Genomic DNA, 14,266 nt, shown 5'->3' on the forward strand with positions numbered 1-14,266 from the left:
AGGCCCCGCATGACTGATGTCATGCGGGGCCTTTTCTTTGCGCTACGGTCAGGCTTGGCTAGGCACAGCCAATTGCTGGCCCATGCGCACTGCCGACCCAGCACCCAAGCTCTCGGCCCACTTCACCTGCTCTGGCCCGAACAGCACGATCGCCGTCGAACCCAGCTTGAAGCGGCCCAATTCAGCACCTTTCTCCAAATGAATCGGTGCCCGGCTGGCTTCGTCATAACGGAAGGTCTTCAGCTCACGCTTCGGTGGCGTGACCAGGCCCGCCCAGACGGTTTCGATCGAGGCCACGATCATCGCCCCCACCAGCACAACGGCCATTGGCCCGCGCTCGGTGTCGAACAGGCAGACCACGCGCTCATTACGAGCGAACAACTCTGGAACGTTTTCCGCGGTGGTCTGGTTGACCGAGAACAGGCGACCCGGCACATAGACCATCTCGCGCAAGGTACCGGCCAGCGGCATGTGCACGCGGTGGTAGTCTTTGGGCGACAGGTAGATGGTGGCGAACTCACCGCCCATGAACGGCGCGGCCAGGGCCGGGTCACCGCCCAGCAGCTCCAGCGCGCTGTAGCCGTGGCCCTTGGCCTGGAAGATGCGGCCATGCTCAATCGGGCCGAGCTGGCTCACTGCACCGTCTGCCGGACACAGGATGGCGCCTGGCGTTTCATCCAACGGGCGGGCACCGGGCTTGAGGGCGCGGGTGAAGAAGGCGTTGAAGTGCTCGTAGGCGCTCAGGTCTTCGACCAGCGCTTCGGACATGTCGACCTGATAGCGCTTGGCGAACCAGGCGGTGAAGGCATTCTTGAACCAGCGCGCACGGCACTCGGCAATGCAACCGGCCAGCCGCGACAGCAAATGGTGCGGCAGCAGGTACTGGCTGATGATGAACAAGCGGGATTTCATTGAATTTCCTTAAACGTCTACAGGCGTGTCCGGATGGTTACCCCATTCGCCCCAGGAGCCGGCGTAGGCCTTGACCCGTGGGTAGCCGAGGGATTTAGCCACCAGGTAGGTAAAACCGGAGCGGTGATGGGTCTGGCAGTGGGTGATCACTTCCTTGTCCGGGGTGATGCCCAGGTTCTGGAGGATCTCGGCCATGTCCTTGCGAATGCGCAGATGGTCATTCATGTCCATGCCGGCGGTCCACTCGAAGTTGACCGCGCCAGGGATATGTCCGCCTTTGGCCGCCAAGACCTTCTCGCCGCGGTATTCGCTGGGCGCGCGGGCGTCCCAGATGGCCAGGTCGGCAGCGCCCAGGCGGCTTTGCAGGTATTCGCGGGTGGCGGTGGGTTCGGCATGCAAGGTCAGGCTCAGCGGGCCGCCAGCGCTGGCCGGCACGTCGGTGGACAACTTGTCAGCCGGCCATGCCTGGATACCACCATTGAGGTAGTGATACTTGCTATGGCCAATGACATCCAGCAGCCAGATGAAGCGCCCAGCCCAGCCGCCGCCCTCGTCGTCGTACACCACGTAAACGGCGTCATCGCGGTGGCCGAGTTCGCCGAACAGTTTTTCCAGGTCGGCACGTGCCGGCAGCAGGCCGGGGGCCGGCGGCTGGCCAAGCTGAGTGCGCTTGGGGTCGACGAAGCGAGCGCCGGGAATGTGCCCGCTGCCATAACGGTTGGCACTGGTCAGATCGACCAGGATCAGCTGTGGCGAATCCAGGCGCGACAGCAAGTCAGCCGGTTCGATCACCAGCGGCAAGCCGGAAAAGTCAGTCATCCACAGTCTCCAGGGTGGAACGTGAGGGGGCGATTGTAGCGTAAGGCTTAACGATTGGGCTTGCTGAAGGTGGCCAGGGCACGCTCTACGCACTGCGCGGTTTTGCCAAAGGCTTGCACACCGACATCAGCCAGCGGCTTACCGCCCTGGTCGGCAATCATCAGCATCAGTACCTGGCCATCGACGGCCAGCGAGCGCAGCAGTAGGTGCTCGCCGCGGAACAACGCGCGTAGTGCTGCGGGCAGCAGGGCAGAAAACTGCGCATGGTTGTCCGGGGTCAGGCGCAGCTGTCCGGCCTGACTGGTCAAGCGCTGTAACAGTTTGTTTTGGGCTACTGGCAAGTTCAGGGCTGCGGCTTCACTGGGCAAACCAGCCGCTTGTTGCACGAGCAAAGCGTCATTGGGCTTATCGTGCATCAGTAGCATGATCCGCTGCATGCCGCAGGCCAACAGCGCTTCGCAGGCCTGGCTAGCCAGGTGCACGGCGTTGCTGAAAGGGCTTGGCTGGGCCAACAGTTCACTGCACAGCTTACGCCAGCGGACCAGGTCTTCACTGGGCGGCGGCGGCGGGGTGAGCATGTCGGGGTGCGGCCGGCGTTGCTGCCACGGCCAGATCAGCGCTTCGGCTGGGTGGAACAGGGCGTGGCGCGCATGGTGGCGGGCGCTGGCCGCCGCTTGTTGGTGGACCTGCTGCTGCACGTCATCGAGGCTGGTTTGCAAATACAGCGCAGTCAGCAATTGCCAGCGCAGCAGGTGCGGGTTGTCCCAGCCAACCTGGGCGGCCAGGGCCAGGCCGTTGGCCAGTAGCACGGTGTTGGCCGGCTGGTTGAACCAGCGGCGCAGGCCGGGCTCTTCATCCAGCCGGTGTTGCTGGGTGAGGCTGTCGGGTTCGCGGGCGATGTTCAGCACTTGGGCGAGCAACTCGCGTTCGCTGGTCAGCAAGCGATAGCCCTGGGTCACCCACTCGGGCAGGCGCCAGTGACTGGCAACGGCTTGGCACAACTCCATGATGCGCACCCCGAACAGCTCCTGTTCGACTTCGGTGGCATCTTCACCCTTGTGGATCACCCGCAGCTCCCAGGCGTCCAGCAGCTTGGGGTGGCTCAGGGCCAATGGCCACAGCGGCGACAGGAACAACAGGCTACCCCAGTGGATTTCCTGCCACAGTCGAGCCAGGCGGCTGGCGAACAGGCCGCTGGCCTGCTGCGAGGCGTGTTGGCTGATCAGTAGAAATTGGCGCAGCACTGGTGGGATGTCGTCGCCCGGCAGCGCGGGCAGGCGCGTCAGCAACTGGGCGGTACGCTCCAGGCCCAGGCGGTTGACGGCCACCTCAAGGCTTTCGGCGGGCTCGGCCTGGCTGGCATTGGCTGGATGATTGGCCTCACGCATCACGCAAAGCACCAGGGCCGGGCTGTCCTGCATCAGTTCGGCGATTTCGCGCAGGGACCTACGGCTGTCATTGATTGCGGCTAAAACACGGTCGTGGCTTTCTTTCGGCACCGGCAGGCGGACGCTGTCGAGCAGCTTTATCCAGCCATCGAGGGTGCGCGGAATCTGACCTGGTACCTTGGCTTCAATTGGCATTTTGACATCAGTCCAAACTGGCTTTTCGCTTTGAGTGGCTATAGTCTGGCGCAGTTCTGCCGATAAGTAGAAGAAGAGTTTTAAAGCTCCCGTCCCCGACCCTGACCACGACAGCAAGTGCTTTGAACCTATGGCTAAAATTATCGGCATCATCGTCGTATTCGCGAGCGTGCTCGGCGGCTACGTACTCTCCCACGGCAAGATCGCGGCGCTGATCCAGCCGTTCGAAGTGCTGATCATCGGCGGTGCGGCCTTTGGCGCGTTCCTGCAGGCCAACCCTGGTTACATGACCATGCATGTGATCAAGAAGTCGATGAAGATGTTCGGCTCGCGCTTCTCCCACACCTTCTATCTGGAGGTGCTTGGCCTGGTTTACGAGATCCTCAACAAGAGCCGTCGTGAAGGCATGATGGCAATCGAGAGCGATATCGAAGACGCTGCGGCCAGCCCGATCTTCGCTAAATACCCTGCAGTGCTGGGTGATGAGCGCATGACCGCGTTCATCTGCGATTACCTGCGCATCATGTCCACCGGCAACATGGCCCCGCACGAGCTCGAAGGCTTGTTCGACATGGAGCTGCTGAGCATGAAGGAAGAACTCGATCACCCCTCCCATGCGGTGACCGGCATCGCCGACGGCATGCCTGGTTTCGGTATCGTCGCCGCGGTACTGGGTATCGTCGTGACCATGGCCTCGCTGGGTGAAGGCGACCAGGCCTCGATCGGCCTGCACGTGGGTGCGGCACTGGTCGGTACCTTCTTCGGTATTCTGGCTGCCTACGGCTTCTTCGGCCCCCTGGCCACCTGCCTGGCGCACGACGCCAAGGAAGAGGTCAACCTGTACGAGGCGATCAAGGCTTCGCTGGTTGCTTCGGCCTCTGGCATGCCGCCATCGCTGGCCGTCGAATTCGGGCGCAAGGTGCTCTATCCCAAGCACCGTCCGAGCTTCGCCGAGCTGGAACAAGCGGTTCGCGGTCGCTGAGTCATGGAAAACAATCAGCCGATAATCATCAAGCGCGTCAAGCGCTTTGGTGGCGGGCACCACGGCGGCGCCTGGAAGATCGCCTTCGCCGACTTCGCCACGGCGATGATGGCGTTCTTCCTGGTGCTGTGGTTGCTGTCGACCGCCACACCTGAGCAGAAGATCGCCATTGCCGGCTACTTCAAGGATCCGATTGGCTTCTCTGAAAGCGGCACGCCCTACGTCATCGACCTGGGCGGCTCGCCGCAGCTGGCGCCAGAAAAGACCATCAACCCAGAAGAAAAGTCCGAGCCGACCCCTGACACCAGCATTCAGTTGGACAAGGACCAGGTCGAGACCATGGCCGAGCAGGTCGAGAAGGAGCGTTTGAACCTGCTCCTGCAAGAGTTGCAGAACAAGGTCGAGGAAAACCCGCAGCTGCAGAAGTTCAAGGACCAGATCCTGTTCGAGATCACCCAGGACGGCCTGCGCATCCAGATCATGGATGCCGAGAACCGGCCGATGTTCGATATCGGCAGCGCACGCTTGCAGCCGTACTTCGAAGACATCCTGCTGGCCATGGCCGACACCATCAAGGCGGTGCCGAACAAGATCAGCGTCAGCGGCCACACCGATGCCAAACCGTATGCCGGCGCTGGGGAGTTCGGTAACTGGGAGCTGTCGGCCAACCGTGCCAACGCTGCGCGGCGGGCACTGGTGGCGGGTGGTTATCCGGATGATCAGGTGGCGCGCGTGGTCGGTTATGCCTCGTCGTCGCTGTTCGATCGCAAGGATCCGTTCAACCCGGTCAACCGGCGCATCGATATCATCGTCTTGACCAAGAAGGCCCAGCGTAACATCGAAGGCGAGCAGGGTACGCCTGAGGCACCACCGGCAGCGCCAGCCGCCCCGGGCGCTGCGGCGCCAGCAGCGCCTGGAGCAGCCGCCGAGCTGATGCAGCCTCGCGAGTTGCGCCAGAAGCTGAACATCTTCGAAGATGGCACATTGAAGATGGATGAGCCCAAGGAATAAGGGCAAGTGGGGCGCTAAGCGCCCCACTTCATTCAAAAGCCCCGCCGAATCTTGGCCTTGAGATCGGCATGAAAGAAATCCGCATTACTCCGGTCGACACTGTGCAAACGCACCGGTGGCAGCGACATCGCCCGCTCAAAGGTCCGTTCATCATGGTAGGCGCGCACAAACAGCTCGATGTGCTCACGGCTGCGCATAACCGGCCACTTACCTAGATGTTCTGGCAATGACTGCGCGCCACTCTGGTACAGGCTGACCCGCCGACTGGCCATGACCGCTGCGCCCATCAACCATGCCGTCCACCATTGCTGCGCGCCCTCGCTGGAGAGCACGCCAATCAGATGGGTGGCATCACTGAGTTGCTGGCAAAGGCCGCCGCAAAGGTCTTCGGTGGTTTGCCCGGTACTGTCGAATTGCACCAGTTGAGCTGGAACATCCTCAAGCAGCAAGCGCTCATTGAGAATGAAGGCGTCGAGCCGTTCATTGTGGCGGTAGCAGATGACGACGGGCATCAGCTAGGCCCTCCTTGATGGAGGGCGGGGCGCTTTGCGAATGTTGCGGGTGTGGAGGTCATAGTCGGCTCTTCCCTGATGAGGCTTGAGCCATGACCATCAAGGAAAGACCGGGGCGGAACAATAGCTGACGATTAAACGAGAGCCGTCCTACTTGCGTCGGTAGTTTTTCCTACGGAAATCTAGTAGGTATCTTCACTCAAGCTGGCGATGATCGAGCGATAGCTGTGCATCCGCTGCGGCTTGATCCGCCCTTCGTCCAACGCCTTGAGCAGTGCGCAGCCAGGCTCGCGGTCGTGTTTGCAGTCGCGGAAGCGGCAGTTGCCGAGCAGGTCGCTGAATTCGATGAAGCCTGCTTCGACATCATCGCGGCTGACGTGCACTAGGCCGAACTCACGGATGCCCGGTGAGTCGATCAGGTCGCCGCCATTGGGAAAGTGATAGAGGCGGGCGGTGGTGGTGGTGTGCGTGCCTTGTCCGGACCACTCGGAAAGATCGCCCACGCGGGTTTGGGCGGCGGGCAACAGGCTGTTGACCAGCGAGGACTTACCCACGCCAGACTGGCCGACGAACACACTGATGTGGCCATCGAGCAGCTCTTGCAGGCGCTGCATGCCATCGCCTTGATGCGCGGAAACTTCTAGCAGTGGATAACCCAGGTCGCGATAGACCTCAAGCAGGGCGTTCAGCCCTGGGCCGTTTTCCTCGTTGACCAGGTCGGCCTTGTTCAGCAGCAGCAAGGGGCGGATGCCGGCATGCTCGGCGGCTACCAAGTAGCGGTCGATCAGGTTGGCGTGGGGCTCGGGGGCCGGGGCGAAGACGATTACGATCAGGTCGACGTTGGCCGCCACCGGCTTGAGCTGGCCGTGGTTGTTTGGCCGACACAGCTCGGTGCTGCGCGGCAACTGCGCGACGATGACGCCAATTCCTTGGTTGCCCGCGCGCCAAACCACTCGGTCACCGGTGACCAGTGCCGGCAGGTTGGCCCGCAGGTGGCAGCGGAAGATCTGCCCGGCGACTTCGCCGTCCTGCGCCTCGACCTCGACCTGTACGCCAAAGTGGGCGATTACCAGGCCAAATTGCTCGGGCCCCAGGTCGCCACCCTCCAGTTCCTGCAAGGCATGTTGCTCGCGTTTGGCTGCGCGTGCGGCGCGCTCGCCCTGGATTTTTTCGATGCGCCAGTTCTGGCGGCGATTGAGCTGGCGTTTGGCCATGAAGGTTCCGTGTTGGCGGGGCAGAAAGAAAACGGCTGGCAGTTTAGCACGCTCCACCTGTGTGCCATCCGGTTACCTTTTTGCTCGCGACTGCATCGACATTGGCCGCTAGGGTAAGATGATGGCCTATTCGAGGAGCGCCTTCATGGACAACACACAGAACCTGATCTGGATCGATCTGGAAATGACCGGTCTGGATCCGGACAACGACGTCATCATCGAGATGGCCACCATCGTCACCGACAGCAACCTCAATACCTTGGCCGAAGGCCCGGTGATCGCCATCCACCACAGCGATGAAGTGCTGGCGCGCATGGATGAGTGGAACACCCGCACCCACGGCGCCTCCGGTCTGACCCAGCGCGTGCGCGAAAGCCGCATCAGCATGGCCGAGGCCGAGGCTGAAACCGTCAAGTTCCTCGAACAATGGGTGCCTAAGGGCAAGTCGCCGATCTGTGGCAACAGCATCTGCCAGGACCGGCGCTTCCTGTATCGCCACATGAAAACCCTGGAAAGCTATTTCCACTACCGCAACCTCGACGTCTCCACACTCAAGGAGCTCGCCGCGCGCTGGGCGCCGGATGTGCGTGACAGCTTCAAGAAGGGCAGCACGCACCTGGCCCTGGACGATATTCGCGAGTCGATCGCCGAGCTGCGTCACTACCGCGAGCACTTCATCAAGGTCTGAGCATCGCGTGCGCCGATCAGACTCGGCGCGCCCTCTTTTGGTGCTCCGAACAACTGGGTAGACTGCGCGCCTTTCCTGCACGGACAGCCACCATGTTGTTGATGCTCTACCTCATCGCCATTACCGCCGAAGCCATGACCGGTGCCTTGTCTGCCGGTCGTCGCGGGATGGACTGGTTTGGAGTGGTGCTAATCGCGTGCGTGACTGCCCTGGGTGGCGGTTCGGTGCGCGATGTGCTGCTCGGGCACTACCCGTTGACCTGGGTGAAGCACCCCGAGTACCTGGTACTGACCAGCTTCGCCGCGCTGCTGACCATCTTCATCGCGCCGTTGATGCGCCACCTGCGTTCGCTGTTCCTGGTACTCGATGCGCTGGGGCTGGTGGCCTTTACCCTGATTGGCTGCATGACCGCGCTGGAAATGGGTCAGGGCATGCTGGTGGCCTCGATCAGCGGGGTGATCACTGGGGTGTTTGGCGGCATCCTGCGGGATATCTTCTGTAACGACATTCCCTTGGTGTTCCGCCGAGAGCTGTATGCCAGCGTGTCGTTTGCCGCTGCGTGGTTCTACCTGGGCTGCGTGCACTTCCAGGTGCCAGCGGAGCAGGCGATGCTGCTGACCTTGTTTGGCGGGTTTCTGGTGCGTTTGCTGGCGATTCGTTTCCATTGGGAAATGCCCAAGTTCCACTACAACGACCAGCAGTGATTTCGTCAGTGCCGATTCTATCGCGGGGCGAGCCCGCTCCCGCGTGAGTTCAGAGCGGGGCTGTGCGCGCCTCATGCTGGGCCAGCGCCCACTCCACATGCTCCCTGACCAGCTCCGACGGATACTCGCGGCGCGCCTGTAAGGCTTCCAGCACCGGGATCGTCGAAGGCGCATTGCCCAGCCCCACCGCGAGGTTGCGCAACCAGCGCTCATAACCGGCCCGGCGCAGCGGCGAGCCCTCGGTGTTGCCCAGGAAGGTCGCCTCGTCCCAGAGAAACAGCGCAGCCAACTCAGCATTATCCAGGCCATGACGCGGCTTGAAGTCGTTCTCCTGGGTTGGCCGGGCAAAGCGATTCCACGGGCAGACGATCTGGCAATCATCGCAGCCAAACACCCGATTACCGATCAGTGGTCGCAGCTCGACCGGTATCGCCTGCTTCAATTCGATGGTCAGGTACGAGATGCAGCGCCGCGCATCGAGCACGTAGGGCCCGACAAACGCCTGGGTCGGGCACACGTCCAGACATGCCTGGCAACGCCCACAGTGCTCACTGACCTGCGCGTCATCTACCGGCAGTGGCAGGTCGACGAACAGTTCGGCAAGAAAGAAGTAGCTGCCCGCCTTGCGGTTGAGCAGCAGGGTGTTCTTGCCGATCCAGCCTAGCCCGGCTTGCTCGGCAATGGCTTTCTCCAGCACCGGGGCACTGTCGACAAAGGCGCGAAAGCCAAACGGGCCAATGGCTTGCTGCACCCGATCGGCCAGATGCTGCACGCGCTTGCGCACCAGCTTGTGGTAGTCGCGACCCAGGGCATAGCGCGATATATAGGCTTTGTCTGGTTGCGCCAGCAACTGCGCCATGCGCGTGTCGCCGGGCAGGTAGTCCATGCGCAGCGAGACCACGCGCAAGGTTCCGGGCACCAGTTGGTCGGGATGGGCGCGTTTGCTGCCGTGCGCAGCCATGTAGTCCATCTCGCCCTGATAGCCCGCGTCGAGCCAGCGTTGCAGGTGCAGCTCATGCTCGCCAAGGTCTACACCAGCGATACCGACATGGGCGAAGCCGAGTTCACGGCCCCAATCCTTGATCGATTGGGCCAGCGCGGCGAGGTCAGGAGTACAAGCGGACATGGATGACAGGCATTACAGGCTCAGGTGCGTATAATTCTGCCAGACATCGGAGCCTTTGACCCCATGCCCCAGACCAAACACCCTGCCAACCCGGTAAAACTGCTCAGCCGTGCCAGCTTGGCCAGCCTGCCGCCGCGCCGTCCAGACGCCCAAAAAGGTGACTTTGGCCACGTGTTGGTGGTCGGAGGCGACCTGGGTACCGGCGGTGCGGTGTTGCTCAGTAGCGAAGCAGCGCTGCGTTGTGGGGCTGGGCTGGTGAGCATTGCCACGCGGCCCGAACACGTGCCCGCAGCGCTTGCTCGTCTACCTGAAGCCATGTGCCTGGGGGTGAATTCGGCCAATCAGCTGATGACCCTGCTGGAACGGGCATCGGTGCTGGTGGTAGGCCCTGGCCTGGGCCAGGCGGCTTGGGGGCGCAGCTTGTTGTCGGCAGTTGCCAATGCCGAGCGCCCCCAAGTGTGGGACGCCGATGCCCTTAACCTGCTGGCCCGCACGCCCTTGGCCCTGCCCAGCGCTAGCATTCTTACCCCGCACCCGGGCGAGGCAGCGCGGTTGCTTGGGGTGTCGACCGAAGCCGTGCAGGCCGACCGGCCCGGCGCTGCGCGCAAGCTGGCGCGCAAATATGCCAGCGTCTGTGTGCTCAAGGGCGCTGGCACCCTGGTCGCTGACCCGGCGGGGCAGTTGGCGCTGTGCGGGCGAGGTCATCCTGCGATGGCCGGCGCAGGCCTTGGCGATGTGCTTACCGGGGTGCTGGCGGCGCTGCTGGCGCAAGGCCTGGACGCCTGGTCGGCGGCTTGCCTGGGCGTCTGGCTGCATGCCTGTGCGGGCGAGCGCTTGGGGGTAAAAGGCAGAGGCCTGGCAGCCAGTGATCTGCTGCCGATCATTCGTGAATTATTGGAGGAGCATTCAGCGTGTCAGGTGTAACCCTGTTTCTGGCCGACGAAGAGGCCACCGTGGCCTTCGGCAGGCAATTGGCCCAGGTGACCGGCGGTCATGGCGTGATATTTCTCGAGGGCGACCTGGGGGCCGGTAAAACCACATTGTCGCGCGGCCTGATTCGCGGCTTGGGCCATGTTGGCCCGGTCAAGAGCCCGACCTTCACCGTGGTTGAACCCTACGAGATTGGCGCGGTGCGCGCTTTCCACTTCGACCTGTATCGGCTGGTCGACCCGGAAGAATTGGAGTTCATGGGGATCCGCGATTACTTCGAGGATGATGCCTTGTGCCTGTTCGAATGGCCCCAGAAAGGTGCGGGCGTTTTGCCAAAGCCTGACCTGACCATTACCATAAGCCCGCAAGCGGGCGGACGCTCGCTGTATCTGTCGCCGCAGGGGCCTCGCGGCGAAGCCTGGTGCACCGCGCTGGCCGAACAATTCAAACAGTAAATGGGGATAGGTATGCGCATACGCGCACTGGTCGCCGTTGTCGGTCTGCTGCTCACAGCGGTCACCGTCAACGCTCTGGCCGCCACGCAAGTCAAGAGCATGCGTCTGTGGCGCGCGCCAGATAACACACGGCTGGTCTTCGACCTGTCCGGCCCGGTGCAGCACAGCGTGTTCACCCTGAGCGCGCCGGATCGGCTGGTCATCGATATCAACGGTGCGACCTTGGCCGCGCCGCTCAACGTCTCCACATCCAATACACCGATCAGCAGTGTGCGTTCGGCCCAGCGTACGCCTACCGATCTGCGCGTGGTGGTCGACCTGAAAAAAGCGGTCACGCCGAAAAGCTTCACCCTGGCTCCCAATGCCCAATACGGCAACCGCCTGGTGGTCGATTTGTACGACCAGGAAGCCGATGCCATTGCGGCCAGCACGCCGACGCCGCCACCGGCACAAACCCCGGCTACCACTCCGGCTGTCCCGGTAACGCCGACCCAGCCTGCGATCAAGCTGCCACCGGCGCCAAGCGGCAAGCGCGATATCGTGGTCGCCATCGACGCCGGGCACGGCGGTGAAGACCCGGGCGCCTCGGGTTCGCGTGGCCAGCACGAGAAAGACATCGTGTTGCAGATCGCCAAGGAGCTGCAACGCCAGATCAACAGTGAGAAGGGTTATCGGGCCGAACTGACGCGCACTGGTGACTACTTCATTCCGCTGCGCAAGCGCACCGAGATCGCCCGCAAGAAGGGCGCCGACCTGTTCGTCTCGATCCACGCCGACGCCGCACCCTCCAAGGCTGCTTTCGGCGCCTCGGTGTTCGCCCTGTCTGACCGGGGTGCTACGTCCGAGACTGCGCGCTGGCTGGCAGACACCGAAAACCGTTCCGACCTGATCGGTGGCGCGGGCAACGTCAGCCTGGACGACAAGGACCGTATGCTCGCGGGCGTGCTGCTCGACCTGTCGATGACCGCCACCCTCAGCTCCAGCCTCGATGTGGGGCAGAAGGTGCTGGGCAACATGGGGCGCATCACTTCGCTGCACAAGCGACGCGTGGAGCAGGCAGGCTTCATGGTGTTGAAGTCGCCGGATATTCCCTCGATCCTGGTCGAGACCGGCTTCATTTCCAACGCCAACGAAGCCGCCAAGCTGGCGACCAGGAGCCATCAGCAGGCCTTGGCCCGCTCGATCCATACCGGCGTACGCCAGTACTTCCAGCAAAGCCCGCCACCTGGCACCTACATTGCCTGGTTGCGTGACAGCGGCAAGATCGCCCAAGGCCCGCGCGACCACACTGTGCGTCCAGGCGAAACCCTGGCGATGATCGCCGTGCGTTACCAGGTCAGCGTGGCCAGCCTGCGCAGCAGCAACAGCCTCAAGACTGATGAGCTGAAGGTGGGCCAGCACCTGGATATTCCGGGCACGACCCTGGCGTCGCAACAATGAGTGGTGGTTCGCGCATCCAGTTGCTCAGCCCGCGACTGGCCAACCAGATCGCCGCCGGCGAAGTGGTCGAACGGCCCGCCTCGGTGGCCAAGGAGCTGCTGGAAAACAGCCTCGACTCTGGCGCCAAGCGCATTGAGGTCGAGGTCGAGCAGGGCGGCGTCAAGCTGCTGCGCGTGCGTGACAACGGCAGCGGCATCTCGCCTGATGACTTGCCGCTGGCCCTGGCACGCCATGCCACCAGCAAGATCCGCGAGCTGGAAGACCTCGAAGGGGTGTTGAGCCTGGGCTTTCGCGGTGAGGCGCTGGCGTCGATCAGCTCGGTGGCGCGCCTGACCCTGACCTCGCGCACGGCCGATGCCAGCGAGGCCTGGCAGGTCGAGACCGAAGGCCGCGACATGACCCCGCGGGTGCAGCCTGCGGCGCACCCGGTGGGCACCTCGGTCGAGGTTCGCGACCTGTTCTTCAATACGCCGGCTCGACGCAAGTTCCTCAAGGCCGAGAAGACCGAGTTCGACCATCTTCAGGAAGTTATCCGGCGTCTGGCCCTGGCTCGATTCGATGTCGGCTTCCACCTGCGCCACAACGGCAAGACCATTCTCAGCCTGCACGATGCCCCCGACGAGATTGCGCGGGCGCGGCGGGTCGGTGCGATCTGTGGCCCGGGCTTTCTTGAGCAGGCGCTGCCGATCGATGTCGAGCGCAATGGCTTGCGCTTGTGGGGTTGGGTTGGCCTGCCGACGTTCTCGCGCAGCCAGGCCGACTTGCAGTACTTCTTCGTCAACGGCCGCGCCGTGCGCGACAAGCTGGTCGCCCACGCGGTGCGCCAGGCCTACCGCGATGTGCTGTTCAATGGCCGCCACCCGACCTTCGTGTTGTTCCTTGAGCTTGAGCCCAACGGCGTCGACGTCAACGTTCACCCGACCAAGCATGAGGTGCGCTTTCGCGAAGGCCGCACAGTGCACGATTTCCTCTACGGCACCTTGCACCGGGCTTTGGCCGATGTACGGCCGGAAGACCAGCTGGCGGCCCCGGCGGCGGCCAGTGAGATGGTCCGGCCCAGTGGTCAGCAGGCTGGCGAATTTGGCCCGCAAGGTGAAATGCGCCTGGCCTCACCGGTATTGGAACAGCCGCAGGCACAACCGCAGCAGTTTTCCAGCTCCGGTGCTGGCGCCGGGTATCAGTATCAGTACACGCCGCGCCCATCGCAGCCGTTGCCCGTTGCCGAAGCCCAGGCAGCCTACCGCGAGTTCTTCGCGCCACTGCCTGGCGGTGCACCGTCATCCTTGCCCGAAAGCCAGGGTGATGTACCGCCACTGGGCTATGCCCTGGCTCAGCTCAAAGGCATCTACATCCTGGCCGAAAACGCCGTCGGTCTGGTGCTGGTGGACATGCATGCCGCCCACGAGCGGATCATGTACGAGCGGCTCAAGGTGGCCATGGCCAGCGAAGGCTTGAGCGGCCAGCCACTGTTGGTGCCGGAGTGTCTGGCACTGAGCCAGCGCGAGGCCGATTGCGCCGAAGAGCATGCGCAGTGGTTCCAGCGCTTGGGCTTCGAGTTGCAGCGCCTGGGGCCGGAAAGCGTGGCTATCCGCCAGATTCCGGCACTGCTCAAGCAGGCCGAAGCCAATCGCCTGGTCCAGGACGTATTGGCAGACCTGATGGAATACGGCACCAGCGACCGCATCCAGGCGCACCTCAACGAGCTGCTCGGCACCATGGCCTGTCACGGCGCCGTGCGCGCCAACCGGCGCTTGGCCATTCCCGAGATGAATGCGCTGCTGCGTGACATGGAAAACACCGAACGCAGCGGCCAGTGCAACCATGGTCGACCGACCTGGACCCAGATGGGCCTGGACGATCTGGACAAACTCTTCCTGCGCGGTCGATGAA

The 14,266-nt window shown here is 63.0% G+C and carries 14 protein-coding genes; 8 read left to right on the top strand and 6 right to left on the bottom strand.

Translation table 11 applies throughout. The features are described 5' to 3' along the window. Nucleotides 1-48 precede the first annotated feature (48 nt). Genes asd through AAZU54_RS15275 form a run of 3 tightly spaced genes read right to left on the bottom strand, consistent with a single transcriptional unit; the run spans nucleotide 49 to nucleotide 3,314 of the window. Nucleotides 49-912, bottom strand: a complete 864-nt coding sequence (asd, locus tag AAZU54_RS15265; protein WP_186555616.1) for an archaetidylserine decarboxylase — start codon at nucleotides 910-912, stop codon at nucleotides 49-51. Nucleotides 913-921: 9 nt separating this feature from the next. Continuing rightward, nucleotides 922-1,731 carry a thiosulfate sulfurtransferase gene (rhdA, locus tag AAZU54_RS15270; RefSeq protein ID WP_186555615.1) on the bottom strand — a complete coding sequence of 270 codons (810 nt, stop codon included), beginning with the start codon at nucleotides 1,729-1,731 and terminating at the stop codon, nucleotides 922-924. 47 nt (nucleotides 1,732-1,778) lie between these two features. Further along, nucleotides 1,779-3,314: an HDOD domain-containing protein gene (locus tag AAZU54_RS15275; RefSeq protein WP_434727336.1), complete on the bottom strand. Its 1,536-nt coding sequence runs from the start codon at nucleotides 3,312-3,314 to the stop codon at nucleotides 1,779-1,781. A 130-nt stretch (nucleotides 3,315-3,444) separates the two neighbouring features. Here AAZU54_RS15275 and motA point away from each other — a divergent pair, with 130 nt between their 5' ends. Then, a complete protein-coding gene (motA, locus tag AAZU54_RS15280; RefSeq protein ID WP_186555613.1) occupies nucleotides 3,445-4,296 on the top strand; it encodes a flagellar motor stator protein MotA in 852 nt (283 codons plus the stop codon). Nucleotides 4,297-4,299: 3 nt separating this feature from the next. Further along, complete coding sequence (gene motB / locus AAZU54_RS15285) at nucleotides 4,300-5,307, top strand: flagellar motor protein MotB (RefSeq protein ID WP_186555612.1); 1,008 nt, start codon at nucleotides 4,300-4,302, stop codon at nucleotides 5,305-5,307. 32 nt (nucleotides 5,308-5,339) lie between these two features. On the opposite strand, the gene AAZU54_RS15290 is transcribed toward motB, so the two are convergent. After that, nucleotides 5,340-5,819: a molecular chaperone Tir gene (locus tag AAZU54_RS15290; RefSeq protein WP_434727337.1), complete on the bottom strand. Its 480-nt coding sequence runs from the start codon at nucleotides 5,817-5,819 to the stop codon at nucleotides 5,340-5,342. A 182-nt stretch (nucleotides 5,820-6,001) separates the two neighbouring features. After that, nucleotides 6,002-7,033 carry a small ribosomal subunit biogenesis GTPase RsgA gene (gene rsgA, locus AAZU54_RS15295; RefSeq protein ID WP_405130001.1) on the bottom strand — a complete coding sequence of 344 codons (1,032 nt, stop codon included), beginning with the start codon at nucleotides 7,031-7,033 and terminating at the stop codon, nucleotides 6,002-6,004. Nucleotides 7,034-7,178: 145 nt separating this feature from the next. On the opposite strand from rsgA, the gene orn reads away from it, so the two are divergent. Together orn and AAZU54_RS15305 are read left to right on the top strand one after the other, a co-directional pair. Further along, a complete protein-coding gene (orn, locus tag AAZU54_RS15300) occupies nucleotides 7,179-7,721 on the top strand; it encodes an oligoribonuclease (RefSeq protein ID WP_312154954.1) in 543 nt (180 codons plus the stop codon). 92 nt (nucleotides 7,722-7,813) lie between these two features. Further along, nucleotides 7,814-8,425 carry a trimeric intracellular cation channel family protein gene (locus AAZU54_RS15305; RefSeq protein ID WP_186555608.1) on the top strand — a complete coding sequence of 204 codons (612 nt, stop codon included), beginning with the start codon at nucleotides 7,814-7,816 and terminating at the stop codon, nucleotides 8,423-8,425. Between the two features lie 49 nt (nucleotides 8,426-8,474). Here AAZU54_RS15305 and queG read toward each other — a convergent pair whose 3' ends face one another. Further along, on the bottom strand, nucleotides 8,475-9,551 hold the full coding sequence (gene queG / locus AAZU54_RS15310; RefSeq protein ID WP_186555607.1) for a tRNA epoxyqueuosine(34) reductase QueG: 1,077 nt from the start codon (nucleotides 9,549-9,551) through the stop codon (nucleotides 8,475-8,477). Between the two features lie 63 nt (nucleotides 9,552-9,614). Here queG and AAZU54_RS15315 point away from each other — a divergent pair, with 63 nt between their 5' ends. Genes AAZU54_RS15315 through mutL form a run of 4 tightly spaced genes read left to right on the top strand, consistent with a single transcriptional unit; the run spans nucleotide 9,615 to nucleotide 14,265 of the window. Beyond that, the gene (locus AAZU54_RS15315) at nucleotides 9,615-10,475 is read left to right on the top strand and encodes an NAD(P)H-hydrate dehydratase (protein ID WP_434727338.1); all 861 of its coding nucleotides are present in this window, start codon (nucleotides 9,615-9,617) and stop codon (nucleotides 10,473-10,475) included. Then, nucleotides 10,463-10,936 carry a tRNA (adenosine(37)-N6)-threonylcarbamoyltransferase complex ATPase subunit type 1 TsaE gene (gene tsaE, locus AAZU54_RS15320; RefSeq protein WP_434727339.1) on the top strand — a complete coding sequence of 158 codons (474 nt, stop codon included), beginning with the start codon at nucleotides 10,463-10,465 and terminating at the stop codon, nucleotides 10,934-10,936. The genes AAZU54_RS15315 and tsaE overlap by 13 nt, the downstream gene beginning before the upstream one ends. Continuing rightward, nucleotides 10,937-12,376 (top strand): N-acetylmuramoyl-L-alanine amidase, encoded by a 1,440-nt coding sequence (locus AAZU54_RS15325; protein WP_312156019.1) that lies wholly within the window; start codon nucleotides 10,937-10,939, stop codon nucleotides 12,374-12,376. Next, a complete protein-coding gene (gene mutL, locus AAZU54_RS15330) occupies nucleotides 12,373-14,265 on the top strand; it encodes a DNA mismatch repair endonuclease MutL (protein WP_434727340.1) in 1,893 nt (630 codons plus the stop codon). Before AAZU54_RS15325 ends, mutL begins: the two co-directional genes overlap by 4 nt. Nucleotide 14,266: the final 1 nt, after the last annotated feature.

The sequence above is a fragment of the Pseudomonas sp. Je.1.5.c genome (assembly GCF_051129895.1).
Classification (GTDB): Bacteria; Pseudomonadota; Gammaproteobacteria; order Pseudomonadales; family Pseudomonadaceae; genus Aquipseudomonas; species Aquipseudomonas urmiensis.

Bases quoted from the DNA above. Each gene is read 5' to 3' on its own strand.
- rsgA (WP_405130001.1), bottom strand. From the start codon at position 7,033: ATGGCCAAACGCCAGCTCAATCGCCGCCAGAACTGGCGCATCGAAAAA.
- AAZU54_RS15290 (WP_434727337.1), bottom strand. From the start codon at position 5,819: ATGCCCGTCGTCATCTGCTACCGCCACAATGAACGGCTCGACGCCTTC.
- AAZU54_RS15325 (WP_312156019.1), top strand. From the start codon at position 10,937: ATGGGGATAGGTATGCGCATACGCGCACTGGTCGCCGTTGTCGGTCTG.
- orn (WP_312154954.1), top strand. From the start codon at position 7,179: ATGGACAACACACAGAACCTGATCTGGATCGATCTGGAAATGACCGGT.
- AAZU54_RS15315 (WP_434727338.1), top strand. From the start codon at position 9,615: ATGCCCCAGACCAAACACCCTGCCAACCCGGTAAAACTGCTCAGCCGT.
- queG (WP_186555607.1), bottom strand. From the start codon at position 9,551: ATGTCCGCTTGTACTCCTGACCTCGCCGCGCTGGCCCAATCGATCAAG.
- AAZU54_RS15305 (WP_186555608.1), top strand. From the start codon at position 7,814: ATGTTGTTGATGCTCTACCTCATCGCCATTACCGCCGAAGCCATGACC.
- mutL (WP_434727340.1), top strand. From the start codon at position 12,373: ATGAGTGGTGGTTCGCGCATCCAGTTGCTCAGCCCGCGACTGGCCAAC.
- rhdA (WP_186555615.1), bottom strand. From the start codon at position 1,731: ATGACTGACTTTTCCGGCTTGCCGCTGGTGATCGAACCGGCTGACTTG.
- asd (WP_186555616.1), bottom strand. From the start codon at position 912: ATGAAATCCCGCTTGTTCATCATCAGCCAGTACCTGCTGCCGCACCAT.
- AAZU54_RS15275 (WP_434727336.1), bottom strand. From the start codon at position 3,314: ATGCCAATTGAAGCCAAGGTACCAGGTCAGATTCCGCGCACCCTCGAT.
- motB (WP_186555612.1), top strand. From the start codon at position 4,300: ATGGAAAACAATCAGCCGATAATCATCAAGCGCGTCAAGCGCTTTGGT.
- motA (WP_186555613.1), top strand. From the start codon at position 3,445: ATGGCTAAAATTATCGGCATCATCGTCGTATTCGCGAGCGTGCTCGGC.